This window comes from Thermoactinomyces sp. CICC 10523 (genome assembly GCF_016055105.1).
GTDB lineage: Bacteria > Bacillota > Bacilli > Thermoactinomycetales > Thermoactinomycetaceae > Thermoactinomyces_A > Thermoactinomyces_A daqus.
The window spans coordinates 316,568-341,452 of sequence record NZ_JAECVX010000002.1 but is presented as its reverse complement, the minus strand read 5'-3'; the positions used below and the strand labels follow the sequence as shown (position 1 = coordinate 341,452).

Below are 24,885 nucleotides of genomic sequence, written 5' to 3'. Positions count from 1 at the left end.
CCCATCCGATCTTCTTCTTTTTTCACTCTTATGCGCCCAAAGGCCGATTTATGAAGCAGACACAAAAAGCGGCATAGAGACCTACTATGCCGCCGTCTTCCATCTTATTCCGTTTTCATTTCGTTTTGAGCCGCAGCGATCAGGCGTTTGGTAATTTCTCCTCCGACAGATCCGTTGGCGCGCGCGGCGGTATCCGAACCCAATTTCACACCGAACTCGGCCGCGATCTCTTCTTTAAATTGGTTAAGAACCAAAGCCGCTCCCGGCACCAACAGGCGATTGGAATTGGATCGACGTGCCATGCCTTTCACCTCCTTTGGTTTTTAGTATGAAATTTGAAGCAAAATCTAATAAACGCAGTTGTTTCCATGAATAATAAAAAAGACTCGTGAAATCTCTTCACGAGCCGAGTACAATTTGTTTTAATTTTAACGGAACAGCGAAAAACGATACGGTTTCAATGCGCGGGGCGGACCTAAAATCTCTCTCATCCGCATCCCTTCACGGAGCGAGCCAATCCTTTTGCCCGGCCTTTGCCCCCGTTCCAAGCCGGTTCTCACCGCCTGAAGCGATCCGCTCCGCAGCTTTTGCGCTGAGATGCGAATTTCCATGAAACCACCTCCCTTGTGTGAAGCGGGGACTGATTAATTTTCCGCATCCGCTTCCGGATCATCATCACCCAGCGAGCGGCGCATTTTGGTATCGGCTTCAATATTTTGCATCATGTAATAATCCATGAACCCCATTTTCCCGGACTTGAGCGCCTCGGCCAACGCGCGCGGCACTTCGGCTTCCGCTTCGATCACTTTAGCCCTCATCTCCTGCACCTTTGCCTTCATCTCTTGCTCCAGTGCCACGGCCATTGCCCGCCGTTCTTCGGCTTTCGCCTGAGCGATGCGTTTATCCGCTTCCGCCTGGTCGATCTGCAGTTTCGCCCCGATATTTTTCCCGATGTCAATGTCAGCGATGTCAATGGAGAGGATTTCAAAGGCGGTTCCGGCATCCAGCCCTTTGGAGAGCACGGTTTCCGAGATCATATCCGGGTTTTCCAACACATCCTTATGGCTGTCAGCGGAACCATTCGTCGTCACAATTCCCTCTCCGACACGGGCAATAATCGTTTCTTCTCCCGCTCCGCCCACCAAACGGTCGATATTGGCACGCACCGTTACCCGGGCAATCACTTTTACCTCGATTCCGTCTTTACATACAGCAGAGACTTCCGGTGTCTCGATTACTTTTGGATTGACGCTCATCTGCACGGCCTCGAGCACATCCCGACCAGCCAGGTCAATTGCCGCGGCCCGTTCAAAAATCAGATCGATATCAGCCCGCTGGGCGGCGATCAAGGCATCGACAACCCGGTCCACATTCCCTCCGGCCAGATAGTGCGTTTCCAATTGGGAAATATCAACATGCAAGCCGGCTTTGCGCGCCTTGATCAAGGGATTTACGATTCGTGCAGGAACAATCCGGCGAAGGCGCATCCCGACCAGCGTGGAGAGTCCCACATAAACCCCCGATGCCATCGCGCTGATCCAGAGCATTACCGGTACAAATGAGAAGAAAATCGATAAAACAATAACAATCAGGATGACCAACAAAACAGCCCCCAACGCTCCGCCCGTCATTCCCTTCACTCCTTCAACTGATTTCCTTTATTGACAATTCTATCATATCGCAAAAAAATTCCATAAGTCATGAAAAATGGAGATTCTCTTTGAATGAATGATCAGGAAAAGATGACTAGTCCTCGATCTTTCGTACGACGACTCTGGCCCCTTCAACGGCGATTACCTTTACCTTCGCACCTTGCGGAATGATCTCTCCTTCACTGACAACATCTTCTTTCCGTTCTCCAAACCGGGCAAACCCGGAAGGACGGAGCTGGGTGACGGCGACGCCTTCCATGCCCAACAGATCCCGACGCTTTTTTGCGGACACATACCCCTCTTCATTCCTTTGTTCCGCCTTCAGCACAATCCGGTTCCAGGACGCTTTTAACCCGATGAAGCGGATCAGCACCCATAAAATGATACCGGCCAGCACAAAGCCGATGACAAGGGCCGTCAATCCCGCCCACAAATCGGCTGCCGCCATGACAATTGAGGCAAGAATCATCACAAATCCGATCACTCCCAAAATTCCCAGCGTCGGCAACATCAATTCCAAGACGAGTAAAACGGCCCCCAGCACAAACAGAGCCGGTGCTCCCCAGCTCACCGTTCCCATGGTGAAATGAGCCCAGAAATAGAAAAAGAAACAAATGAGCCCGATGATCCCTGGTGCCCCAAAACCCGGCGACATCAGTTCAACCGCAATTCCGATCAAACCGATGGCCACAATCACGCCCATGACATAGGGATTGGTAAGAAATTGAGCGATCTCATACATGCTTCTTCTCCGCCTCTCCCTTCCTGATTCAGTGGTCAGACTGAAAAAAAACAGCGTGTTTTGGTTAAAACACGCTGCTGCATAACTCAACTCAACGCTTCGGACACCAAGCGGTTGACCAATCTTCCATCCGCTCTTCCTTTTACCTTGGGCATGAGAGCACCCATCACCTTACCCATATCGGCTTTGGATGAAGCACCCAATTCCTGGATCACCTGCTGCACAAGTGCTTTTACTTCATCCTCGCTCATTTGTTCAGGCAAGTAAGCGCGGAGGATCTCCATTTCCTCTTTCTCTTTTTGCACCAAATCCTCCCGGCCTGCCTTTTCGTACTCGGAAAGTGAATCCTGGCGCTGTTTCACTTCGCGCAACACCACTTCGAGCACCTCTTCATCAGTAAGCGGACGCCGTTTATCGATTTCCGCTTTTTTGATGGAAGACTTCAGCATGCGAATCGTGGAGAGTTTGGTTTTTTCTTTATTTTTTAGCGCCAACTTCATATCTTCGTTTAATTGTTCCAAAAGACTCAAGAGTTGCCACCTCTTTAGCGACGCTTTTTGCGAGCGGCCTCTGATTTTTTCTTGCGACGTACGCTAGGTTTTTCATAACGCTCGCGCTTTCTTACTTCCGCCAATACACCGTCTCTGGCGCAAGAGCGTTTGAAGCGACGCAAAGCGCTGTCCAGCGATTCGTTTTTGCGCACACGGGTTTCTACCATGCTATTCCCTCCCTCCACGGGTCAGCTAGGCCGTTTGGGCGCGCAGCCATAGCTAAAGGAAAAGACCCACACATTTCCACGCAAGCATCGGCCTGATCCCCAGCGGAGAGTCAGCACGACAACTGCATCAGAAAACTACCAACGATGCCCAAATCAAGCCTTTCCCAGGCTTTTTCCAAAGCCCAAGCTCTGGAAACCGTTGGGACACAAAAAGTCATTTTATATTATAACGTACAAGTCCAAAACCTGTCAAAACGCTTCAGCCTGTTATTGAAGAAATCAGCCCGGAGGCCAAGTGAGGGTACGTCCGCCCAGCAGATGAAAATGGATGTGGAACACGGTCTGACCGCCATGTTCGCCGGTATTATTCACCACACGGAATCCTTTTTCATCCAGGCCGAGTTCACGGGCCAGCTTTTGGATGACCAGATGGATCTTGCCGACCAGTTCTTGATCTTCTTCCTCCAGGTGCATCAGCGATTGAATATGTTTTTTCGGAATGACGAGGACATGAGTGGGCGCGGCGGGTGCAATGTCATGAAAGGCAAGTACATCGCGGTCTTCATACACTTTTTTTGAAGGGATCTTCCCTTCGATAATCTGGCAAAAAATGCAGGATTCCACTGTTTGAACCTCCACTCTCGATTAGGATCAGTACATTCACCCATGGTTCTCATCAGCATATACTATAACACGTTGAGGAAAAGAGGTGAATAAATTGGTTCGTCGACCTTCTGCTTATGAATCCCATCTCCGGCGGCTGATCCGCAAAATGATCAAAGAGGAACTCCGGTCCTTGTCCGAAAGCGGACAAAACACGGAAGGAACGGAGGCTGAAACCGCCAGCACTTCTGCTGGAGAGCAAGCGGAGCAAATTGCCCCTCCCCGCTTTGCGGACGGATTTCAGACGGAGACGTGGGCGATTTTTGGTTCTCCCGAACCCGACCCGGAAAAGCAGTTGCTACCGAAAAGAGAACAACCGCGAGCCTTGCCGGGTTTCCCCGAACTGTACCGGCCCGATTTTACCGGATTTGATTCTCCCCCTTTTCTTCCCCGAAGGCCGCAACCATTTCAGGATTCTTGATCAATTTCCACGCGGACAAAAACCGGAACGGTGTTGCAGCCAAACTGGCATTTGTCCGCTCATCTCCCTTGAACGAACGGTTCTTTTCCATTTTACTGGTCATGCTCCCTGTCTGTCCACCATATATATAGGCAAAGGATCAGGAGGGGTGGGTGCAGACCATGTTCAGGGAAATCGGAATTCCATTTCTTATCGGGCTTTGTGTGTTCATGATCGGGCTACACTTTATGCGGACAGGCTTGGAAGCGCTGGCGGCCAATCGCCTGCAAGATATTCTGCTCAAGTTCACGCGCACCCCGTTCAGGGGGTTTGTGACCGGAACGATTACAACTGCATTCTTGCAGTCTTCAAGCGCGATCACGGTTCTGACAATCGGTTTTGTCAATGCGGGTGTTTTGACCTTCGCCCAGTCGATCGGCATCATTCTGGGGAGCAATATCGGGACAACCATTACAACGCAAATCCTCGCCCTTAAAATCGAGGATTTCGCGCTTCCCCTTCTCATCCTCGGCACCATTCTCTGGATGTTGCCGCAGCTCATTGTCTCCCGTCTGGGAAAAACGACGGCCGGTTTTGGAATGATCTTTCTGGGGATCGATTACATGCAGAAAATCGCTTCGCCGATCAAAGAACACGGTCTGATCCAGTGGGTGATCGACTATGGCGGCCATCCGATCCTGGCCGGGATTGTCATCGGGGCTGTTTTTACCGCGCTCATTCACAGCAGCAGCGCCTGCATCGCGATCACGATGGGCTTCTACGCCTCCCATGCCATCCCTTTGCCGTTTGCGATCGCGGTTGTTTTCGGCAGCAATGTCGGAACCTGTGTCACCGCCATCCTCGCGGCGGTCAACGCCAACACGGCCAGCAAACAAGTGGCTTTATCCCATTTTCTTCTAAATTTGGCCGGAGTGATCCTGTTTGCGCCGCTCATCCCGTTGATCAGCCAATTCACGCCTTATCTGTCCGATAATCCAGCCACCCAAATCGCCCATATCCAAACGCTGTTCAACGTGATTTGCTCCGTAGCCGTACTGCCGTTTTGCGAACCGTTCGCCCGGGGGATTACCTATCTGATCCCCGATGAAACCGTGACATGGAAAAGAGGCGATTTTCACCGCCTCCCTTAATACGAGCCGCTCCCCTGCCCGCCACTGACAATTGCGACGCTTGCGCTGGCTCCAATCCGGTTTGCCCCGGCTTCCACCATTTTTTTCGCCGTCTCCTGATCGCGAATTCCGCCGGAAGCTTTTACACCCAAATCGGTACCGACGGTTTTGCGCATTAACCGAACGGCTTCAACGGTTGCCCCTCCATTGCCAAACCCGGTCGATGTTTTGACAAAATGAGCGCCCGCTTCTTTGGCCAATTTGCTTGCACCCGCGATTTCTTCATCATTGAGCAGTCCGGTTTCGAGGATCACTTTGACCAATTTCCCCTCTGCCGCTTTCACCACCGCCTCAATATCGCGTTTGACCGTTTCCGAATCTCCTGATTTTAATGCTCCGATATTGATGACCATGTCGATTTCATCGGCCCCGTTTTTAACGGCATCCTTGGTTTCGAACACTTTGGTCTCCGTTGTGGTGGCTCCGAGCGGAAAGCCGACAACCGTACATACCTTCACATCCGTTCCGGCCAATAACTTCGCCGCCTCCTTTACCCAAAATGGGTTGACACAAACAGAGGCGAAGTGATATTGTTTTGCTTCCTCACACAAAAAGCGGATTTGTTCCAGCGTTGCTTCCGGTTTTAAGAGCGTATGATCGATCATCGCTGCCAGTTCTTTTGCATTCATGATTCATTTCCTTTCCGTAACCTGATTTGCTCAAGAGCGAGTTTCATCACTTCATCATTGTTATCATAGCCAAATTCCCGCTGTTTTTGCCATGCCTCTTCGGCAGGCAACCAGACGACACCGTTAATCTCCTCCAACTGCGGTGTCTCCGTTCCGGTCAGCGCCTGCACGAGATAATAGACGACGCTCTTTTCCACTTGTCCATGCAGTTCATGTAGATAATGGTAAGTAACTGTTTGAAGCCGGGATTCAATCCGGCCCTTAATTCCGGTTTCTTCCTCGATTTCCCGTAAGGCGGTCTCCTCATCCGTCTCTCCCGGCTCTTTTTTTCCTTTGGGCAGCGTCCAACGGCCAAACCGATCTTCAATCATCAGAATTTCGGTCCGCCTGTCTCGTTGCCGGTAGACAACACCGCCGGCGGAAACTTCTCTCATCCTCGACCATCCCTTCCACTGTTTGCTATGAGATCATAGCACAATTTTCCCTTACGAGACAAGCCGGGAAGCGCTTAAACAGACAGATGATCTGCCTAAAATGCCGCAAATCCTTTTCATAAAAAAAGCCGTCAGCAAACACTCTGCTGACAGCCAGTGACCTAAACCGCACGAGCGGGACGCGGAACATCGTCGACAACGCGCACAAACGTGCCATGGCAATATTCGCCTTCCACCCGATCGATCCGCACGCGGCACACTTTTCCGACCATGTCTTCCGTTGCCGGAAAAGCAACTTGCAAATAGTTATCCGCATATCCCATATAAAGACCGCTGGTCGGATCTTCTTTAAAGGGACGCTCCGGGATCACTTCCAAGACATCGCCGACAAATTTTTGTGCGTAATCAACAGTCAGGCGGTTGGAAAGTTCAATCAGGCGGCGAACCCGCTCATGTTTCACTTCTTCCGGAACCTGATCCGGCATGCGCGCGGCCGGGGTTCCCGTGCGTTTGGAATAAGGGAACACATGCAATTGGTACATCTGCAGTTCCTCGATAAAGCGATAACCGCGCTCAAATTGTTCATCCGTTTCACCAGGGAAACCGACGATCACATCGGTGGTGATGGCCACTTGGGGCATCGCCTCGTGAAGTTCAAGGATTTTTTCCCTGAACTCAGCCGTGGTGTATTTGCGCCGCATCCGTTTCAAAACGGCATCATCCCCTGCTTGCAACGGGATATGAAGATGGCGGCACATTTTTTCAGAAGCGTTCAGCACTTCGATAATCCGTTCATCGATCTGGCTCGCCTCGATCGAGCTGATGCGAATCCGTTTCAGCCCTTCGATTTTATCGAGATCCCACAGGAGATCAGCCAGTTTATAGTTTTCAAAATCATCGCCATATCCGCCGGTATGAATGCCGGTGAGCACAATCTCCTTATAACCGGCGTCAACCAATTGGCGCGCCTGGGCCAGCACATTTTCCGGCTTGCGGCTGCGGGACAGCCCTTTGGCCCACGGAATAATGCAGAAGGTGCAGAAATTGTTGCAACCCTCCTGGATTTTCAGGGAAGCGCGTGTGCGGTCCGCAAAGGCCGGTACATCCAGTTCTTCAAATTCCCGCTGTTTCATGATGTTGGCTACGGCGTTGATCGGTTGCCGTTCGTGGATAAATTTCTCCACATACTCAATTAACTTGTCACGCCCCTGCGTTCCCACCACGATGTCGACACCTGGAATCGCAGCCACTTCCGCCGGCGAGGTTTGCGCATAGCAACCGGTAACCGCGATCACCGCATCGGGATTGCGCCGGATCGCCCGCCGAATCACCTGACGGCTCTTTTTATCACCCGTATTGGTTACCGTACAGGTGTTGATCAGGTAAACATCCGCTTCTTCCTCAAACTCCACGCGTTCGTAGCCTGCTTTTTTGAACAGCTGCCACATCGCTTCCGTCTCATATGCATTAACTTTGCATCCCAATGTATGAAATGCCACCGTTCTCATCCATTTTCACCTCCCAAATCGTCTCTTGCAAACATGATGCAAGAAAGCGCCACAAGCGGAGCGGTTTCCGTGCGCAGTATACGTGCACCCAAAGAGACGGGGATTGCTCCCTTCTCTTTGGCCGCTGCAATTTCCCGCTCCTCGAATCCGCCCTCCGGCCCGATGATCACCATGATATTGTTCGCACTCACGGATGAGATCGCCGCCTTCAGAGGAATTCCACCTTTTTCATAAGCGATAAAACTCGCCTCAGCCTTCTCCGTTTGCTCCAGCAACTCTTCCCACGCAAGCGGCCGGGAGACAGTGGGAATTTGCCCGCGGTGTGCTTGTTCTGCCGCTTCTTTGGCAATTTTTTGCCACCGTTCCCGCTTCCTGTCTGCCTTGCGTGCATCTATTTTAACAACGCTTCGTTTTGAAATAAACGGAATAAACGAAACCGCACCCAGTTCCGTTCCTTTTTGGATGATCCATTCCAGTTTATCCCCTTTGGGCAGGGACTGTGCAATGGTCACTTTGGTTCGGGGTTCACCGCGGGAAACGCTTCGGCCGATGATGCGGCAGCGCACTTCCTTTGCTGCGATCTCCATCACTTCCGCTTGGTAATCCAAGCCCTGACCGGCACAAACGATCAGGTTTTGCCCCGGCTTGGCCCGCAATACATTTTTCAGATGATGGACATCTTCACCCCGAATCACCAATTCATCATCAGAAATTTGCTCAGGTAAGACAAAATATCTCTGCATTTGACACTCCTGCCATTTTACCATTTTTTCGCGAGGATTGCCACCCAACCGTCCTGGTGTTTCGTTTCCAACACTTCAAGGCCGGCATCGAGGATCGACGCTTCCACCCATTTTGCCTTTTCTTCGATAATCCCGGAAGCGATAAACGCTCCCCCCGGTTTTAACACCCGTGGCAAATCGTGAACCAGAAGCACAATGATCTCGGCCAAAATATTGGCCACGACCAGATCGGCGGTTTGCCCCACACCTTTGAGGAGATCACCTTCCCTGGCCTCGATGACCCCGGATAAATGATTGGTTTCCACATTTTCTCGTGTTTTTTCGACAGCCAGGGGATCAAGATCGAGCGCCAGAACATGCTCCGCCCCCAATTTCCCGGCAACGATGCTCAGCACTCCGCTGCCACAGCCTACGTCAATCACACGGTCGCCGGGGGTTAAAGCCTGTTCCAGCAGGTGAATGCACAGAGCCGTGGTTGGGTGCGTCCCCGTGCCAAAGGCCATTCCGGGATCGAGTTCAATCACTTTTTCTCCCGGCGAAGGATCGTACTCTTCCCATGTCGGTTTAATCGTAATCCGGTCTGAAATTTTGCTGACCTTGTAGTATTTTTTCCATTCATCCGCCCAATCGTTTTCATTCACCATCCGGTGCGTGACCGTCCCCGGGGAGATGTTCAGTCCGCTGTGCTTCAGGTGCTCCAATCCTTCCCTCACCTTTTGCAACAGCGCCTCCGGGTCTTCAATTTCCAGTTCGGACAGATAGGCTTTGATGCGAACCCCTTCTTCGGGATAATCATCCGGCGAAAGCTCGATTATTTCTCCATAGCGATTTTCCCATGCCCGATGGAGCACTTCGGGATCTTCGATCGCGACACCATCAGCCCCCAGCTCCTGCAACAAAAAGCTGACGGCTTCGACTGCTTCCTGATTTGTGTGTATGACAATTTCCATCCAGTCCAATCCGATTCACCCACCTCATCTGACGATAAATAAAAAACGGGCTGATCCACGCCCGTTTCATCTGTGATCAGTCCCCGCGAAACGCTTGCTTCATTTTGTCAAAGAAGTTTCCGCCGGACTGCTCATTGTTGATATACTCGCCGCAAAGGCGACTGAAGTTGCGCAGGGCTTCTTTTTGTTCTTCCGTCAATTTGGTCGGCGTCACCACACGGACTTTCACGCGCAGATCACCTTCGCCGTAGCCGCGCATACGCGGAACTCCTTTCCCCTGCAGGCGGAATTCTGTTCCGGTTTGCGTACCGGCCGGCACTTTCAGCCGCGCCCGCCCGTTCAGCGTCGGAACGATGACCTCATCCCCAAGCGCCGCTTGTCCGAAGGTGATAGGCAACTCGCAAACAAGATCATCGCCTTCTCGTCTGAAGAAGTCATGCGGCTTAATAAAGATGGTGATATATAAGTCCCCTGGCGGCCCGCCATTAATCCCCGGTTCTCCTTCCCCGGAAACTCGCAATTGCGCCCCTTCATGAATTCCGGCCGGAATTTTGACATTGATTTTTTTCTTTTGTTTCACGTTGCCGGAACCGCGACAAGCGGGGCATTTTTCGCGAATGATCTTGCCTGAACCGTTACAAGCATGACAGATGCGGCGGTTCACAATCCTTCCAAACGGTGTGTTTTGCACCATTTCCGCCTGACCCGATCCGTGGCATACCGAACATGTTTCCGGGTGCGTTCCCGGTTTGGCTCCGGTACCGCGGCACTGATCGCATTTTTCCGTGCGCGGGATCACAACATCCACATTTTTCCCAAAAATGGCATCCTTAAATTCAATCTGCAGGCGAAACTCCAGATCGGCACCTTGGCGAGGCGCATTAGGATTGTTGCGGCGACCCCCGCCAAAAAACATATCAAAGATGTCACCAAACCCAAAATCGGTGTCAAAACCGGTTCCAGCTCCGCCAAAACCGCCTCCGCCAAAGCCGGCACCCGGACCCTCATGGCCAAACTGATCATAAGATGCCCGTTTTTGGGGATCGCTCAAAACTTCGTATGCTTCTTTTACCTCTTTGAATTTCTTTTCGGCATCTGCTGCTTTGTTGACATCCGGATGGTATTTGCGCGCCAATTTTCGGTAGGCTTTACGAATCTCATCGTCAGTGGCACCTTTGCTGACTCCCAATATTTCGTAATAATCGCGTTTACTCACCGGGTCACCTCCTCTACCGATCACAAAGCTTTTGGTTCAATCCCACAAAAAGAGAAAAGCCATGTCAAGGCAGAGCCCCGACAATGACTTTCCTCGTCGAGGAGAACTCTTTCCTCTCCTCCGTAAATGATCTTTATTTATCTTCTTTTACTTCTTCATACTCGGCGTCGACAACGTTGTCATCCTTTTTCGAAGCCTTTTCACCGCCTTGGTTTTGCGCCGCCTGTTGCTGCATTTGTTCATAAAGTTTGATGGACAGTTGTTGAACCGCTTGTTCCAGCTCCTCTGTCGCTTTTTTAATCGCGTCGTCATCGTCCTGTTCCAACGCTTTTTTCAAATTGTCTTTGGCAGCGTTCGCTTTTTCCACATCGGCGCTGTCCACTTTGTCGCCAAGGTCTTTGATCGTTTTTTCTGCCGTGAAAATCAGTTGGTCTGCCTTATTGCGAAGCTCCACTTTTTCTTTGCGCTTCCGGTCTTGATCTGCGTACATTTCCGCTTCTTTTACCATGCGTTCAATCTCTTCGTCGCTCAATCCGCTAGAAGACTGAATGGTGATCGCCTGGCTTTTGCCGGTTGCCTTATCCTTGGCCGACACGTTCACGATTCCGTTGGCATCGATCTTAAAGGTTACCTCGATTTGCGGAATCCCGCGCGGAGCCGGAGGAATATCGGTCAACTGGAAGCGTCCGAGCGTCTTGTTGTCCGCAGCCATCGGGCGTTCTCCTTGCAACACGTGGATGTCAACCGAGGTTTGATTGTCAGCCGCAGTGGAGAAGATCTGCGATTTTTCCGTCGGAATCGTCGTGTTGCGCTCGATCAGTTTAGTGAAAACGCCGCCCAGCGTTTCAATTCCCAGCGAGAGCGGGGTAACGTCCAGCAATACGATATCCTTCACATCCCCGGAGAGCACGCCGCCCTGGATCGCTGCACCCATGGCCACTACTTCATCAGGGTTTACCCCTTTGCTCGGCTCTTTGCCAATCAGGCGTTTGATCGCTTCCTGAACAGCCGGAATCCGGGTCGATCCTCCGACCAGAATCACTTTATCGATATCGCTCGGCTGAAGACCTGCATCGCTCAATGCCTGACGGGTCGGCCCCATCGTGCGTTCAATGAGATCGGCACTCAGCTCTTCAAACTTGGCCCGCGTCAGGGTAACTTCGAGATGCTTTGGTCCCGTTTCATCGGAAGCCAGGAACGGAAGCGAAATCGTTGTTGTCAAAAGACCGGACAAGTCTTTTTTCGCTTTTTCCGCTTCGACTTTCAAACGCTGAAGCGCAGCGCTGTCATTGCGCAGATCAATTCCGTTTTCCTTTTTAAACTCCTCAATCAGATAATCAATGATCACTTGGTCGAAGTCATCCCCGCCCAGCTTGTTATCCCCGCTGGTGGCCAAAACTTCAAATACACCGTCACCAAGTTCCAAAATGGAAACGTCGAACGTACCGCCGCCGAGGTCAAACACGAGAATTTTCTGATCTTCCGCTTTGTCGAGACCGTAAGCGAGAGCAGCTGCGGTCGGCTCGTTGATGATGCGCAGCACTTCCAACCCGGCGATCCGTCCGGCATCTTTCGTCGCCTGACGCTGGCTGTCATTAAAGTATGCCGGCACAGTGATGACAGCCTGGGTAACCGGCTCTTCAAGATAAGCTTCGGCATCCTGTTTCAGCTTTTGCAGAATCATCGCCGAAATTTCCTGCGGGGTATATGATTTATCATCGATTTTTACCTTATGGTTGGTACCCATATGGCGCTTGATCGAAATCACGGTTTTGTCCGGGTTGGTAATTGCTTGCCGTTTGGCCGCTTCACCGACGAGACGTTCGCCCGTCTTGGAAAAACCGACCACGGATGGAGTGGTGCGGGCACCTTCCGCGTTGGGGATAACAACGACTTCGCTTCCATCCATGAAAGCAACGCAAGAGTTCGTTGTACCCAAGTCAATCCCGATAACTTTACCCATAGACTACTACCTCCTACCTGTTTTCACAAAGGTAAATGAACCTTTTCTCATTTGCTCACTTTTACCATGGAAGGACGGATCACACGATCCAAATAGCGATATCCCGGCTGAAGTTCTTCCACAATCGTTCCGGGTTCATGACTGCTGCTTTCAACTTGCATGACGGCATTATGTTCATGAGGGTCAAACGGTCTGCCCTCGGTTTCAATAAGGGTGAGTCCCGCCTGGGATAAAGCGTTCAAAAACTGGCGGTAAACCATTTCGATCCCTTCCTGCAACGTCTTTACATTCCCGCTGTCATCAGCTGCATCCAGAGCACGCTCGAAGTTGTCCAGAACGGGAAGAAGCGATTCCAAGAGAGGAACTACGCTATATTTTATAGCATCTTCTTTTTCTTTGCGCGCCCTGCGCCGATAATTTTCCAAATCGGCAAGCGCGCGCATGTAATGCTCCCGATGCTGCTCGGCCTTCGCCTGCCAGTTCTCAGCTTCTTTTTTTGCTTCCTCCAATTCCCGCTTCAAGGCGGAAATCACTTCATCGGGAGAAGCTGAATTTTCCGGAGAAGTATCTCCAGTATGTACGCTTTCTTGCCCCTCAGCTTCGTTCTTGCCCGAAAAAGGTTGGCTGCCAGCGTTTGGCTGGAGCTCTTCTCTTTCTCGATCCATTTTCAATCCTCCTATCCTGACTGTTCAGGGATCGGAACCGGCTTCATCTTCACGATGGTATGGATGCGCAAAATGGCAACGGCTACTTCACCGGCAGTTTTTAAGGCATTTGCCTTGACGGGAAGCGGATCAACAACACCCATTTCCACCATGTCCACAATCGTTCCGCGGTCGCAATCAATGCCCAGAGAATCGGATTGCCGTTTCATCTGAAGCGCTTTGACCGCCTCGATTTTTTCCAGCGGATTAAAGCCTGCATTGGCCACAACCTGACTCATCGGGCGTTCCAAACATTCTGCCACAACAGAAACGCCAAACCGCTCCATTCCCTGCACCATATCACGAAAGCGCTCAACATCGCGGGCGAGCGCCAATTCAACCGCACCTCCGCCGGGCAAAAATCCTCCGCACACGGCTGCTTGCACGGCCGATGCTGCATCTTTGGCAATCCTTTCCCGCTCTCTTACAACCTCTTCCGTTTGTGCACCCACGATCAATGTGGCCATCGGACGTCCTTTACCGCCGAGAATGCGCAGTTTGCCAAGGCGCTCATCATCGATCACGCCTGCACAGGAACCCAGAGTCGATTCCAAAGCCTCGAGCGACTTTTTCAGTCCGCTCCTTGTTACGATCCGTGCACCCGTATGTTCGGCGACCTCTTCCAGGTCCGCTTGGCTGACATCCGTTACCACAATCACTCCTGCATCGGTCAGAACCTCTTCCGCATAGGGATCCACCCCTTTGGAAGTGACGATCAGCCCCACTTGCAAATGGATCAGATGTTCCAATAGGACATAAAAAGCTTCATTTACATTTTCCTGTTTCGCCGAAGCTTCGCCAGCACCGTTCTTTTCCGCCGAATCAGGTTCCAGGGCATCGCTCAGAACCAAAACGCGCGTGTGATCCTTTTTGCGCGGCATTTGCTGATTCATCCGCTGCCGGTTGATCACCATTCCCGAAAAGACGCTGTTATCCACACGCGGATGAGCGATGATGCAATCGGCGAGCTTGAAGTTCTGATCCAATAATTTCTCGCGTCCCACCAAATGGGCAGCCTCAATGACGGCCATCGTAATATCTTCGTTTTCCCTGCTGGCGGTAAAAGCGATCCGTTGCAGCCATTCATCATCTAATTCGTAAATCGGTCTTGCTTTTTCCTTCATTTTACGCAACGCAAACCGAATTCCGCGATCGATTCCGGCGATGACCTTCGTCACAGGTACGCCCTTCACCACCTGTTTTACGCCTTCTTCCACCAGCGCTGCGGTTAGCAACGTTGCCGTCGTCGTTCCGTCTCCGACTTCTTCCTGCTGAGACTTGGCTACATTGACAATCATTTTGGCTGCAGGATGACTGATTTCCATACGATCCAGAATCGTGACACCATCATTGGTCACAATCACCCGATGGTTGTCATCGACCAGCATCGTGTCCAACCCTTTAGGTCCCAATGTGGAAGCGACTGCAGAAGCCACTGACCTGACTGCATCCGCATTGCTTTTTAGAGCTGAGAGCCGGGTCTCGTCCTTCACCGTTACGTATTCATGATCAGGCACCTTGGCTTCCCTTCCTTTCTATATATAGGGAGAGGGATTCAGCAACTGAACCCCCAAAGATGCGTAAACTCCTGTTCTCACTCAAACCATGCACTGATCCGTCTGGAAAAATCATGAGCCAAAAATTCAAGAACGCCGATCACCCGACCATAATTCATCCGCGTCGGGCCGAGCACACCGATCGTGCCAACAGGTTCGCCATTTATCATATAGGAAGCAGTGATAATGCTGCAATCATTTACTGCCTCCAAATCATTTTCATCCCCGATCCGCACTTGAACCCCTTCTTTGTCGGAGTTGAACAATTGAACCAGCACCGTACTTTCTTCGACCAGATCCAGGATCGATTTCATTTTTTCCACGTCCCGGAACTCCGGCTGGTCCAGAATTCGGGTTGTGCCACTGGTATAAACGCGTTCTTCCAGCTCTGCTTTTAAAATGGTATCCAACAGATCCGTCAACTTATCAAAATGCTCCACATGCCGTTTTAGCTCTTCTGACAGTTCATGCTTGACAATCGCCTTTAACTTCGCGATCGGTACCCCCGTCAGCCGATAATTGAGCAGATTGACTAATCGTTCAATTGCGGACAGAGAAACGCCCTCCGGGACGATCACATGCTGCCGATGAACATATCCCGTATCGGTCACCAGAATGCTGACAGCGGCACGATCATGCAACGGTACAATCTGCAAGGCTTTTAGCTTGCTCTCAGACAATCTCGGCCCCAGAATAAACGTCATGTAATTGGTCATTTGGGACAGAATGGAATTTGCGTGTTTAATCGCTTGTTCCACATGATCAACTTTCATGGCATAAAAATCGTGCAGGGCCATCAGATCATCTTTTGACCACATATACGGTTGTAACAAATGGTCCACGTAAAAACGATACCCTTTTTGTGAAGGTATTCTTCCGGCAGATGTATGCGGTTGCTCCAAAAACCCCATCTCTTCCAGATCAGCCATTTCGTTGCGAATCGTGGCCGCGCTAAACCCGACACCCTTCTTTTTGGAAACAGTACGGGAGCCGACAGGTTCAGCCGAAACGATATAATCGTCGATGACGGCCCAGAGAATCCGTTTTTGTCGCTCAGTTAACATCTGCCTCCCCTCCTTGTTAGCACTCCAAGGAAACGAGTGCTAAAAATACTAATTTAAAATTACCAAACGGGAAATATGATGTCAATTGGTCCGCTTATAATTCCACGCCACCGAGAAATGAGGCAAATACCTCATTGCCAAAGAGAAGCCCCTGTTCAGTCAGGGCGATGCGGTCTCCCTGCTGCACCAATCGCTTTTGTTCAAATAATTGCCGCAAAACGCTGCCAAACGCATCCTCGATGCTGACCCCGAAACGTTCCCTGAACCGTGACCGGCTTACACCTGCGAGCAAGCGCAAGCCCAGAATCATGAAATTCTCAATCTCTTCTTCCCGTTCGACGCGATACGATTCAGCCACAGGACGCCTGCCGGCCGTCAAACGCGCAATATATTCTTTGACCCCTTTGATATTGGCATAGCGAACCCCTTCCACGTATCCGTGCGCCCCTGTTCCCAGTCCATAATACTCTTCGTTGAGCCAATACGTGCAATTGTGCCTGCTCTCAAATCCCGGCTGCGCAAAATTGCTCACTTCATATTGCTCATAGCCGTGCTGTTTCAAATGGGAGCGCAGCATCTGATACATGGTGAACTCCTCATCATCGGAGGGCAACGGCAGTTCATTTCGTTCATACAAATGGTGAAAAAGCGTCCCTTCCTCGATTTTCAGGCTGTAGCAGGAAAAGTGCTCGGGTCCCAGTGCAATCGCCGATTCCAGCGTCTGTTTCATATCTTCCACTGTCTGTGTCGGCAGGCCGAACATCAAATCGAGGGAAATATTCGCAAAACCGGCCTCCCGTGCCAGCCGGACGCTTTGTCCGATCTCTTCAACCCCGTGAATGCGCCCGATCCGCTGAAGCAGATCAGGACGAAACGTTTGGGCGCCAAAACTGATGCGATTAACCCCGCCCTCGAGCATGGCTTCCAGCAGTTCCGGACCGGTGGTGCCGGGATTGGCCTCGACCGTGAATTCACAGTCGGCGGCCCGGTTCGGGAAATAGCGGCGAATATCGTCCAGCAATTTCCTCATCTGAGCCGGTGTCAGGACAGTGGGCGTTCCTCCGCCGATAAAAATCGAGCGGATCTCAGCCGGGGGAGTTTCTGCCACAGCGAGAGCCATCTCCCGTCCGAGGGCGGAAAGATAATCATCCACCGGCTGCCCGTTCACGACATAAGCAGTAAAATCGCAGTAATGGCATTTATTTGTACAAAAAGGAATATGAATGTATACGGCTTGGGGCGGCATTTGCCCACCTCCTAAAAATGCCGCAAGCAACAGGCCGCGTGTCCGGCAAAGCGGGCAAGCCTTCCCTGCTGACGGACGTTCCGGCATCGATGCTTACGGCATGGTTGATGTGATTATTTGTCGTCGATTTTCAACACGGCCATAAAAGCTTCCTGCGGCACCTCGACGCTGCCGACCGCTTTCATCCGCTTTTTCCCTTCTTTCTGTTTCTCCAGCAATTTGCGTTTCCGGCTGATATCCCCGCCGTAGCATTTGGCCAGCACGTTTTTGCGCATGGCACTGATCGTTTCCCGCGCAACCACTTTATTGCCGATGGCCGCTTGGATCGGCACTTCAAACATCTGGCGCGGAATCAATTTTTTCAGTTTTTCCACCAGGGCGCGGCCGCGATGGTATGCGCGATCGCGATGCACAATAAAGGAAAGGGCATCGACGACTTCGCCATTCAGCAGGATATCCATTTTGACCAGATTGGACGGCTTGTAGCCGATCAGTTCATAGTCGAAGGAGGCATACCCTTTTGTCCCTGATTTCAGCTGGTCGAAGAAGTCATAAACGATTTCTGCGAGCGGCAATTCATAAACGAGGCTGACGCGGTTGGTATCAATATACGTCATATCGACATATTGACCGCGTTTGTTCTGGCAAATCTCCATTACAGCCCCAACATAATCATTCGGCACCAAAATGGTGGCCTTCACATAAGGTTCTTCCACCCGATCGATTTTTTGCTGCGGCGGCATCAGTGTCGGATTTTCGATCTCCAGCACGGATCCGTCGGTCTGATACACCTTGTAAACAACGCTTGGAGCAGTAGTGATGAGCTGCACGCCAAATTCGCGCTCAATCCGCTCCTGAATAATCTCCATGTGAAGCAGACCGAGGAAACCCGCGCGAAAACCAAATCCGAGCGCACTTGAGGTCTCCGGCTCGTAGGTGAGCGACGCATCATTCAGCTCCAATTTTTCCAGTGCTTCCCGCAAATCATCGTATTCGGAGGAATCGACCGGATACAACCCGCAAAACACCATCGGATTAATGCGGCGATACCCGGGCAGCGGCTCTTTGGCCGGGCGGTCCGCATCGGTGATCGTATCCCCCACGCGCGTATCCTTGACGTTTTTGATGTTGGCACAAACGTATCCAACCTCACCGACGGAAAGCTGTTCCATCGGAACCTGATGGGGCGTAAAAGCCCCCACTTCGGTAATTTCATATGTTTTACCCGTGGCCATCATTTTCATGCGCATGCCTTTTTTAATCGTTCCGTCGACGACACGCATATAAATGATGACACCCCGGTACGAATCATAAACGGAGTCAAAGATCAGCGCACGAAGCGGAGCATCGGGATCACCTTCCGGAGCCGGCACTTTTTCCACAATCCGCTCCAAAATCTCTTCGATGCCGATCCCCGCCTTGGCCGATGCGAGAACTGCATCGCTGGCATCCAGTCCGATCACATCTTCAATCTCCTGTTTGACGCGCTCCGGTTCCGCGCTGGGCAAGTCAATTTTATTGATAACGGGAATGATTTCCAGGTCATTTTCAAGCGCCAGATAAACATTGGCCAACGTTTGCGCTTCCACTCCCTGCGAGGCATCGACGACCAGCAGGGCGCCTTCGCACGCCTGAAGGCTTCTCGACACCTCATAGGTAAAATCCACATGACCCGGTGTATCAATCAAGTTCAGAATGTACTCTTTCCCGTCTTTTCCTTTATACGGAAGGCGAACCGACTGCAATTTGATGGTGATGCCGCGCTCCCGTTCCAAATCCATTTTGTCCAGGAACTGCTCCTGCATCTCCCGTTCGGTCAGCGCTCCCGTCTTTTCCAAGATTCGGTCAGCGAGTGTCGATTTCCCATGGTCGATATGGGCAATGATGGAAAAGTTACGAATCATTGCACGTTGTTCTTTGTTATCCATTCCCGTTCATTTCCCTCCTGCATCAATCGAGGACTGCATTGCTTAATTATATCAGCCCCAAACCCTCTCTTCAATGAGTTTCCTGTCCCTGACTCTCTGAAGCGATGACAAAATCGGTCATGACTCGCCGCCACAACCAGCGGAAAGCCAGACACGGCCGGGAAGCGAAACCGCCGAACGGACATCTGGAACACAGGGAGGCCGGAGCCGACGGCTGCTGCAACGCGTTTTCACACAAAACATTCTTATCTTATTAAATGCACAAATTAAATACACAAAAAAAAACAAAGGAACATCATGCTCCTTTGCCCCCGTATACAACTCCTGCCTATCTTTACTCGGCCAGGGCAAAAATGAAATTCATCACCTTACGGGAAAGGTTTTTGAGCCCCGTTCCCACTTCGTTTCCCACCACCGCCAAATAATTGGTTCCGTTTTTCTCCTGTTGGCTGGTTACCGTCTCTCTTACTTTCGCTGCCACCTTTGGCACGGGATTTTTCGTTTCAACGACTTGTCCCAGCACCGCAATTTCGATTTTTCCATCCTGTGGAGTAATCTGGATCGCGCGCGGCGCCCCCATGGTTCCCTGCATCTTTTGCATATTTTGCTCAGCCCTGTCGATTCCGACGAAAATCCCCGTCACCAACATTCCGATCATACAAACGATCTGCACCAAAACGCGCATCCTGTCACCTCATTTACCTGCCTCCGTTGCATCCGGCCGGGCTGTAACCACGGTTCCCTCATGGATTATATCGGCCAAAACCCGGGCCAAAACCTCAATCGACCGATTCGCTTCAGCGAATGAATTATCCACCCCGCCCACTTCAACCAGCATGCTGTTGGGCGATAAAGATTGATTATATTCCCCGTTGTTCCCATTTCCTCTCTCTTTAATAATCACCGCCCGGGACAAACCGGGATATAACTCGTTGATCCGCTTGTGCATCTCGCGGGCAAGGCTCAGGTTGTCCTCAAAGTGCGTGCTCGCCTTGCCGACTACAAACGCGAGCCTCGCATACGGTTTGCCGTCAAACACTTTTGTCGTCTTGTCGCGCCTTCGTGAATCGCGATGAATATCGATCATATAACTGATGCTGTGGTATTGCTTCAAGACAGAGAGCACCATTTTGCGCGATTGCACATACGCACCGGAATTCCATGTATACTTCCGTTCGGTTGTGACGGCGCCGATGCCCATCTTTTCCAGCTGCTTCGCCAAATGCTTGGAAACGAGGGTAATATTGCGATTCAGATCAGTGGCCTGGTCGGGATTTGTTTTATGGAGTTCCGGCAAAAAAGATTCCCAAAAATGGGTGTTATAAATAATCACTTGCTTCGTTTTGATACTTCCCGGGTCGGTGCTCGTTTTGTCTTCATCGGGATGCTCCATCGCCTTCATAATCTGTTTATCGAGATCAGGCGGCGGCGGTGATTCGATCGGGATCGAAGTATAATCCACATCGCTGCTGGCCACGTCAATCTCGCTGTCGAACAATGCGTACAACGGCAGCTCTTTGCCCAGAAAAGTGCGTGGATCACGAAAATCGATACTCGTCATCAACTCAAACGCCGTCCGCGAGATAATCTCTTCCAAACCGGCCGTCTGAATTTTCTCCTGGAAATAGGGAATGCTTTCCCCGACGATCATGCTGAGTGTTTGCGGGGAAAGATGAGACGTCACCCTGCTGAGATCCGACCCTGTCAAACTCTGTTCCGCTTGAACCATTGCCAGCGCACCGACAAAGGAAAAAAGAACAGCCGCTGCCAAAAATAAAAACACAAACCTCTGCCTCGTTTTCGGACGCGCCATATTCAGCGTCAAGAAACCACGGTAGCGACTTCTCATTCGGTTCACCCTCTATCTGCTTGTCTCACCCTAATCTATGAAAACCGGCAAACAGGTAGAACCGATTAACTGAATTTGCTAGAAATAGATTGAGACCTCACGGCGGCCGGCAGAGAGCGGCAGGCGGAAAAGGATAAAAAATCTTGCTTTTGAAACTCAACGAGCCCCGTTCCACGCGGATGTCCCAAACTCCAAACAAGAATCCCGTTCCCCGGGGAAGCCGGACAACGGGATTCGCGCCAAATGGAAACAATATTTTGTTCTGCGAAAGTGCTTCTGTATTGCCCGCACATCTCCCGGATTAGCCGGGAGGAAATCAAATGTTTTATTGCACATGCGAAGCCACATTTTTCATGGTTACAGCCTCATGCAGGGCGCAGTTCAGTCCGTTGGCGATCAATTTGGCCATATTGCCAATGAAGGAATCCACCTCCTTCGGGGTAACGATCAGATTTTGCCCCAAAGGTGCCAGCACTTCATGAATCAGTTGCCTTTTCTCATCCGAGTTCAGGCTGCCAAACATCCCCAGCATGCGGTTGCTGGTCTCCGGCGGAGCTTGATAGTTTTCCAGATCTTTTACCGAAGGCCGGTTGTGAGGATCAAGCGGGTTATTTTTCACCCCGTGCAATTCCCGGCCGAGGTGGGAAATCACATAATCGATGGTGTCATGGGCAATGGTGACGGCATCCACGACGGTGGGAACACCAACGGCCAGAACGGGCACACCCAAAAACTCCTTGGTCAACGCCTTGCGATTGTTTCCGACACCGGACCCCGGCTGAATTCCCGTATCAGCAATCTGAATCGTCGTATTGACCCGGGACAAGGCCCTTGAGGCCAGTGCATCAAACGCGATCACAAAATCAGGCTTTGATTTCTGCACCACCCCGCGCACAATTTCACTCGTTTCTATCCCGGTCGTCCCGAGCACCCCCGGCGAGAGGGCGGAAACGCTGCGATACCCTTCGGCAACCGTTTCCGGCTGCAATTTAAAGAGATGACGGGTGACCAGGGTGTGCTTGACGACGAGCGGTCCGAGTGAATCCGGCGTTACATCCCAGTTTCCAAGCCCCACTACCAGGCAGGAATCATTCGGCTTAATGCCGACTTCATTGAGGAAACGGCTGAATTGCTCAGCAAAATGTTGCGATACGCGCTTTTCCAGCATGGAATCTCCCGACCGAAGACCGGGCACTTCAATCGTCAGGTAAGTACCCGGCAGTTTGCCCATCTGCTCACCGGCATCTTCGCTGTCAATCCAGATCCAACTGGTCGTAATCCCGTCCTGTGTCTCTTCCTGTTTGCGAACGCCCGGAATGGAACTTCCCCGCCCTTGCTCCCGGGTCACCATGTCATGAGCTTCGCGGGCCAAATCCGTGCGAATATTGTACATACTCAAATCAATCTGGTGTTCCGACGCTTGATTCATCCAATATATCCCCTTTTTTTGCCTGTTTCCACTCTTAGTTTGCTTCTTTGCCTCTCATTTATTCTGCTCATGACCGTTGTTGCTTTTTGCAGAGCCTCATGCTAGAATATTGCATGTTGCATTATTGGGATGCGGAAACCCTTCCCTCAGGAGGTGAACGTCTTGGCAAACATTAAATCCGCAATCAAACGCGCCAAAACCAACGAAGTGCGCCGCGCCCGCAATGCTTCTCAAAAATCGGCGATGCGCACGGCCGTAAAAAAATTCTTGGCAGCCGTTGACCAACAAGATAAAGAACAAGCCGCTGTGCTTTTGAAAGCAGCAACCCGCAGCTTGGATAAAGCCGTAACCAAAGGTTTGATCCACAAAAATGCGGCTGCTCGCAAAAAATCCCGCCTCACCAAAAAATATCAGGCACTCGAAGCTTAATATCTTTCTTTTACATGAAAAAACGACCCACATCGATTGGGTCGCTTTTATTTTTTATCCGCCAATTTTCGCGCCGTCCGGCTCATCTCCACCCCGGATTCATCGGGAAAAGTCCGAAAAAGGTGATCCATGGCCGGATTGGTCACGCCAAACCAGTAATGCTCGTTCTTGAAATGGTGCAACAAATGATATTTTTTCAATTTCTTCCCCCATGGGGTGAGAGGCTTGATCGGCCGGTGCGCGATATAATGTTTCCATTCATAATATAAATGATAGAGCACAGCACCGCTTAAAAAAGTGGTTGTGATCGCGATTTTCCCCGTCACCAGGTAAACGATGCTCCCGACGAGGACAAACTGGGGAACACTGTACCACAGCGGCAAAAAGAGCAATTCCAGTTTATCGGGGTCTTCATGATGATCATAATGTAACCGCTTTAACAGCTTCAACAAAAAAGGATGCTTCGGCGGAGGAAGATGAAATAAAAAACGATGGGTTCCGTACTCAGCGATGGCATATAGGGCGACTCCGCCCAAGAACACCGCCACCGTCACAAGACTGTTCGCCCATGCCAATGTCAACCCCAGACCGCAGACACAGACCAGACTCATCACGAAAATATCTGGAAAAAAGAAAAATTCAAATAAATAACGCCGCATCGGTTCACTCCTTTCGCGAACTTATCCTTTCTTTTCATTATAACATCCCGCGGGCGCTTCCTTCATAACTCCTTCACGGAAGATCTCGTGAATTCCCTGTCTTTCATCAATATTGATTCACCGCTTTCGGTGAGTTTCAAAATGAGGACATTCCGCCCATTGGAATGTCCTCCGCTTATTGACTCACTATAAAATCCCCATCGCATCTTTCATTTGTCGCAATGTCTTCTCCGCAACTGCACCTGCTTTTTCCGCACCGATTTTCAGCACATCATCCAAATAGGAAGAACCGCGGATTTCCCGGAACTTCTCCTGGATCGGCTGCAAGTGCTGAACAGTTGCTTCCGCCAGGTCTTTTTTAAACTGGCCATAACCGGCACCTTCATATTGCCGTTCCAGTTCGGAAATCGTTTTGCCGGAGAGCAGGCTGTAAATGGAAAGCAGATTACTCACACCCGGTTTGTTTTCCGGGTCATAGCGAACCAGGTTTTCCGAATCGGTAACGGCGCGCTTGATTTTTTTCTCAATCAATTTCGGCTCATCGAGCAGCGTGATGTTGCTGTACGCCCCTTCCGTGCTTTTGCTCATCTTTTTCTCCGGATTATCGAGGGACATGATGCGGGCTCCCACTTTGCCGATCAACGGCTCGGGGATTGTAAAGATTTCTTTGTAATCGCGGTTAAACCGTTCAGCAATATCCCTCGTCAACTCCAAGTGCTGCTTTTGATCCTCACCGACGGGAACATGTGTCGCATGATAGAGCAAAATATCACCGGCCATCAATACCGGATAGGTATACAAGCCTGCCGTCACCGCTTCAGATCCTTTGCTTTTCTCCTTAAATTGAATCATGCGGTTAAGCTCGCCAACGCGGGCTACACACTGCAACAACCAGCATGCTTCCGCATGGGCGGGAATCTGGGATTGGACAAAGATCGTCGCTTTTTCGGGATCAATCCCGATCGCCAGGTAAAGCGCCGCCACATCCCGCGTTTTCTCCAACAGCTGACGGGGATCCTGGGGAACGGTATGGGAATGGAGATTGACTACACAAAAATAACATTCCGCCTCATTCTGCAACTCAACGAATTGCTTCATGGCGCCAAGATAATTGCCTATATGGATATTGCCGGTCGGTTGGACACCGGATAAGACACGTTTCATCTTCTCACTCCTTTTGAACCATCATGATTTGCCGGCATTTGGCAGAATC

The 24,885-nt window shown here is 51.0% G+C and carries 27 protein-coding genes; 3 read left to right on the top strand and 24 right to left on the bottom strand.

What is annotated here, in order from left to right:
- Positions 1–104: 104 nt before the first annotated feature.
- From I8U19_RS04625 to I8U19_RS04595, 7 genes are all read right to left on the bottom strand, one after another.
- The gene (locus tag I8U19_RS04625) at positions 105–302 is read right to left on the bottom strand and encodes an alpha/beta-type small acid-soluble spore protein (RefSeq protein ID WP_033101734.1); all 198 of its coding nucleotides are present in this window, start codon (positions 300–302) and stop codon (positions 105–107) included.
- A gap of 126 nt (positions 303–428) precedes the next feature.
- Positions 429–611 (bottom strand): hypothetical protein, encoded by a 183-nt coding sequence (locus I8U19_RS04620; protein ID WP_033101735.1) that lies wholly within the window; start codon positions 609–611, stop codon positions 429–431.
- Positions 612–644: 33 nt separating this feature from the next.
- On the bottom strand, positions 645–1,631 hold the full coding sequence (floA, locus tag I8U19_RS04615) for a flotillin-like protein FloA (protein ID WP_033101736.1): 987 nt from the start codon (positions 1,629–1,631) through the stop codon (positions 645–647).
- Between the two features lie 115 nt (positions 1,632–1,746).
- Positions 1,747–2,394, bottom strand: coding sequence for an NfeD family protein (locus I8U19_RS04610; protein WP_052154348.1), 648 nt, complete (start codon positions 2,392–2,394; stop codon positions 1,747–1,749).
- 86 nt (positions 2,395–2,480) lie between these two features.
- Positions 2,481–2,924 carry a GatB/YqeY domain-containing protein gene (locus tag I8U19_RS04605; RefSeq protein WP_033101737.1) on the bottom strand — a complete coding sequence of 148 codons (444 nt, stop codon included), beginning with the start codon at positions 2,922–2,924 and terminating at the stop codon, positions 2,481–2,483.
- A 14-nt stretch (positions 2,925–2,938) separates the two neighbouring features.
- Positions 2,939–3,112, bottom strand: coding sequence for a 30S ribosomal protein S21 (gene rpsU / locus I8U19_RS04600; RefSeq protein ID WP_033101738.1), 174 nt, complete (start codon positions 3,110–3,112; stop codon positions 2,939–2,941).
- Positions 3,113–3,391: 279 nt separating this feature from the next.
- Positions 3,392–3,736 (bottom strand): histidine triad nucleotide-binding protein, encoded by a 345-nt coding sequence (locus tag I8U19_RS04595; RefSeq protein ID WP_033101739.1) that lies wholly within the window; start codon positions 3,734–3,736, stop codon positions 3,392–3,394.
- 94 nt (positions 3,737–3,830) lie between these two features.
- Between I8U19_RS04595 and I8U19_RS04590 the strand changes: the two genes are divergently transcribed.
- Together I8U19_RS04590 and I8U19_RS04585 are read left to right on the top strand one after the other, a co-directional pair.
- Positions 3,831–4,196: a hypothetical protein gene (locus I8U19_RS04590; protein ID WP_033101740.1), complete on the top strand. Its 366-nt coding sequence runs from the start codon at positions 3,831–3,833 to the stop codon at positions 4,194–4,196.
- A 161-nt stretch (positions 4,197–4,357) separates the two neighbouring features.
- On the top strand, positions 4,358–5,326 hold the full coding sequence (locus I8U19_RS04585; RefSeq protein WP_033101820.1) for a Na/Pi cotransporter family protein: 969 nt from the start codon (positions 4,358–4,360) through the stop codon (positions 5,324–5,326).
- Here the strand turns inward: I8U19_RS04585 and deoC are convergent.
- The 15 genes from deoC to gpr all read right to left on the bottom strand — a co-directional run bounded on the left by deoC (position 5,323) and on the right by gpr (position 22,584).
- Positions 5,323–5,994, bottom strand: coding sequence for a deoxyribose-phosphate aldolase (gene deoC, locus I8U19_RS04580; protein WP_198055305.1), 672 nt, complete (start codon positions 5,992–5,994; stop codon positions 5,323–5,325). The two genes, I8U19_RS04585 and deoC, sit on opposite strands and share 4 nt — an antisense overlap.
- A complete protein-coding gene (locus I8U19_RS04575; protein WP_033101742.1) occupies positions 5,991–6,428 on the bottom strand; it encodes an NUDIX hydrolase in 438 nt (145 codons plus the stop codon). Before I8U19_RS04575 ends, deoC begins: the two co-directional genes overlap by 4 nt.
- Positions 6,429–6,589: 161 nt before the next feature.
- The gene (gene mtaB / locus I8U19_RS04570; RefSeq protein ID WP_033101743.1) at positions 6,590–7,936 is read right to left on the bottom strand and encodes a tRNA (N(6)-L-threonylcarbamoyladenosine(37)-C(2))-methylthiotransferase MtaB; all 1,347 of its coding nucleotides are present in this window, start codon (positions 7,934–7,936) and stop codon (positions 6,590–6,592) included.
- Positions 7,933–8,679 carry a 16S rRNA (uracil(1498)-N(3))-methyltransferase gene (locus I8U19_RS04565; protein WP_198055304.1) on the bottom strand — a complete coding sequence of 249 codons (747 nt, stop codon included), beginning with the start codon at positions 8,677–8,679 and terminating at the stop codon, positions 7,933–7,935. The genes mtaB and I8U19_RS04565 overlap by 4 nt, the downstream gene beginning before the upstream one ends.
- Before the next feature lie 17 nt (positions 8,680–8,696).
- Positions 8,697–9,638, bottom strand: coding sequence for a 50S ribosomal protein L11 methyltransferase (gene prmA / locus I8U19_RS04560; RefSeq protein ID WP_198055303.1), 942 nt, complete (start codon positions 9,636–9,638; stop codon positions 8,697–8,699).
- Positions 9,639–9,705: 67 nt separating this feature from the next.
- A complete protein-coding gene (dnaJ, locus tag I8U19_RS04555) occupies positions 9,706–10,845 on the bottom strand; it encodes a molecular chaperone DnaJ (protein WP_033101745.1) in 1,140 nt (379 codons plus the stop codon).
- A 133-nt stretch (positions 10,846–10,978) separates the two neighbouring features.
- Entirely contained in the window at positions 10,979–12,808 is a 1,830-nt protein-coding gene (dnaK, locus tag I8U19_RS04550) for a molecular chaperone DnaK (RefSeq protein WP_198055302.1), read from the bottom strand.
- A 47-nt stretch (positions 12,809–12,855) separates the two neighbouring features.
- On the bottom strand, positions 12,856–13,473 hold the full coding sequence (gene grpE, locus I8U19_RS04545; RefSeq protein WP_052154349.1) for a nucleotide exchange factor GrpE: 618 nt from the start codon (positions 13,471–13,473) through the stop codon (positions 12,856–12,858).
- Positions 13,474–13,484: 11 nt separating this feature from the next.
- Positions 13,485–15,029: a TCP-1/cpn60 chaperonin family protein gene (locus tag I8U19_RS04540; RefSeq protein WP_198055301.1), complete on the bottom strand. Its 1,545-nt coding sequence runs from the start codon at positions 15,027–15,029 to the stop codon at positions 13,485–13,487.
- 77 nt (positions 15,030–15,106) lie between these two features.
- The gene (hrcA, locus tag I8U19_RS04535; protein WP_033101748.1) at positions 15,107–16,132 is read right to left on the bottom strand and encodes a heat-inducible transcriptional repressor HrcA; all 1,026 of its coding nucleotides are present in this window, start codon (positions 16,130–16,132) and stop codon (positions 15,107–15,109) included.
- A gap of 94 nt (positions 16,133–16,226) precedes the next feature.
- The gene (gene hemW / locus I8U19_RS04530) at positions 16,227–17,378 is read right to left on the bottom strand and encodes a radical SAM family heme chaperone HemW (protein ID WP_033101749.1); all 1,152 of its coding nucleotides are present in this window, start codon (positions 17,376–17,378) and stop codon (positions 16,227–16,229) included.
- A gap of 113 nt (positions 17,379–17,491) precedes the next feature.
- Positions 17,492–19,306, bottom strand: coding sequence for a translation elongation factor 4 (lepA, locus tag I8U19_RS04525; protein WP_033101750.1), 1,815 nt, complete (start codon positions 19,304–19,306; stop codon positions 17,492–17,494).
- A 334-nt stretch (positions 19,307–19,640) separates the two neighbouring features.
- Positions 19,641–19,991, bottom strand: coding sequence for a DUF3679 domain-containing protein (locus tag I8U19_RS04520; protein WP_033101751.1), 351 nt, complete (start codon positions 19,989–19,991; stop codon positions 19,641–19,643).
- A gap of 9 nt (positions 19,992–20,000) precedes the next feature.
- Entirely contained in the window at positions 20,001–21,155 is a 1,155-nt protein-coding gene (gene spoIIP, locus I8U19_RS04515; RefSeq protein ID WP_033101752.1) for a stage II sporulation protein P, read from the bottom strand.
- Between the two features lie 325 nt (positions 21,156–21,480).
- The gene (gene gpr, locus I8U19_RS04510) at positions 21,481–22,584 is read right to left on the bottom strand and encodes a GPR endopeptidase (RefSeq protein ID WP_198055300.1); all 1,104 of its coding nucleotides are present in this window, start codon (positions 22,582–22,584) and stop codon (positions 21,481–21,483) included.
- Positions 22,585–22,746: 162 nt separating this feature from the next.
- Here gpr and rpsT point away from each other — a divergent pair, with 162 nt between their 5' ends.
- Positions 22,747–23,013 carry a 30S ribosomal protein S20 gene (gene rpsT, locus I8U19_RS04505; protein ID WP_033101754.1) on the top strand — a complete coding sequence of 89 codons (267 nt, stop codon included), beginning with the start codon at positions 22,747–22,749 and terminating at the stop codon, positions 23,011–23,013.
- Positions 23,014–23,060: 47 nt separating this feature from the next.
- On the opposite strand, the gene I8U19_RS04500 is transcribed toward rpsT, so the two are convergent.
- Together I8U19_RS04500 and trpS are read right to left on the bottom strand one after the other, a co-directional pair.
- Entirely contained in the window at positions 23,061–23,672 is a 612-nt protein-coding gene (locus I8U19_RS04500) for a sterol desaturase family protein (protein WP_198055299.1), read from the bottom strand.
- Between the two features lie 186 nt (positions 23,673–23,858).
- Positions 23,859–24,836 (bottom strand): tryptophan--tRNA ligase, encoded by a 978-nt coding sequence (gene trpS, locus I8U19_RS04495; protein ID WP_033101755.1) that lies wholly within the window; start codon positions 24,834–24,836, stop codon positions 23,859–23,861.
- Positions 24,837–24,885: the final 49 nt, after the last annotated feature.

What these genes read in the sequence shown, in the direction of transcription:
- hrcA (WP_033101748.1), bottom strand. Translation starts at nt 16,132, where the DNA reads ATGTTAACTGAGCGACAAAAACGGATTCTCTGGGCCGTCATCGACGAT.
- I8U19_RS04610 (WP_052154348.1), bottom strand. Translation starts at nt 2,394, where the DNA reads ATGTATGAGATCGCTCAATTTCTTACCAATCCCTATGTCATGGGCGTG.
- lepA (WP_033101750.1), bottom strand. Translation starts at nt 19,306, where the DNA reads ATGGATAACAAAGAACAACGTGCAATGATTCGTAACTTTTCCATCATT.
- trpS (WP_033101755.1), bottom strand. Translation starts at nt 24,836, where the DNA reads ATGAAACGTGTCTTATCCGGTGTCCAACCGACCGGCAATATCCATATA.
- grpE (WP_052154349.1), bottom strand. Translation starts at nt 13,473, where the DNA reads ATGGATCGAGAAAGAGAAGAGCTCCAGCCAAACGCTGGCAGCCAACCT.
- I8U19_RS04520 (WP_033101751.1), bottom strand. Translation starts at nt 19,991, where the DNA reads ATGCGCGTTTTGGTGCAGATCGTTTGTATGATCGGAATGTTGGTGACG.
- dnaK (WP_198055302.1), bottom strand. Translation starts at nt 12,808, where the DNA reads ATGGGTAAAGTTATCGGGATTGACTTGGGTACAACGAACTCTTGCGTT.
- deoC (WP_198055305.1), bottom strand. Translation starts at nt 5,994, where the DNA reads ATGAATGCAAAAGAACTGGCAGCGATGATCGATCATACGCTCTTAAAA.
- gpr (WP_198055300.1), bottom strand. Translation starts at nt 22,584, where the DNA reads ATGAATCAAGCGTCGGAACACCAGATTGATTTGAGTATGTACAATATT.
- rpsU (WP_033101738.1), bottom strand. Translation starts at nt 3,112, where the DNA reads ATGGTAGAAACCCGTGTGCGCAAAAACGAATCGCTGGACAGCGCTTTG.
- I8U19_RS04575 (WP_033101742.1), bottom strand. Translation starts at nt 6,428, where the DNA reads ATGAGAGAAGTTTCCGCCGGCGGTGTTGTCTACCGGCAACGAGACAGG.
- I8U19_RS04585 (WP_033101820.1), top strand. Translation starts at nt 4,358, where the DNA reads ATGTTCAGGGAAATCGGAATTCCATTTCTTATCGGGCTTTGTGTGTTC.
- I8U19_RS04620 (WP_033101735.1), bottom strand. Translation starts at nt 611, where the DNA reads ATGGAAATTCGCATCTCAGCGCAAAAGCTGCGGAGCGGATCGCTTCAG.
- floA (WP_033101736.1), bottom strand. Translation starts at nt 1,631, where the DNA reads ATGACGGGCGGAGCGTTGGGGGCTGTTTTGTTGGTCATCCTGATTGTT.
- I8U19_RS04625 (WP_033101734.1), bottom strand. Translation starts at nt 302, where the DNA reads ATGGCACGTCGATCCAATTCCAATCGCCTGTTGGTGCCGGGAGCGGCT.
- I8U19_RS04565 (WP_198055304.1), bottom strand. Translation starts at nt 8,679, where the DNA reads ATGCAGAGATATTTTGTCTTACCTGAGCAAATTTCTGATGATGAATTG.
- mtaB (WP_033101743.1), bottom strand. Translation starts at nt 7,936, where the DNA reads ATGAGAACGGTGGCATTTCATACATTGGGATGCAAAGTTAATGCATAT.
- I8U19_RS04500 (WP_198055299.1), bottom strand. Translation starts at nt 23,672, where the DNA reads ATGCGGCGTTATTTATTTGAATTTTTCTTTTTTCCAGATATTTTCGTG.
- hemW (WP_033101749.1), bottom strand. Translation starts at nt 17,378, where the DNA reads ATGCCGCCCCAAGCCGTATACATTCATATTCCTTTTTGTACAAATAAA.
- spoIIP (WP_033101752.1), bottom strand. Translation starts at nt 21,155, where the DNA reads ATGAGAAGTCGCTACCGTGGTTTCTTGACGCTGAATATGGCGCGTCCG.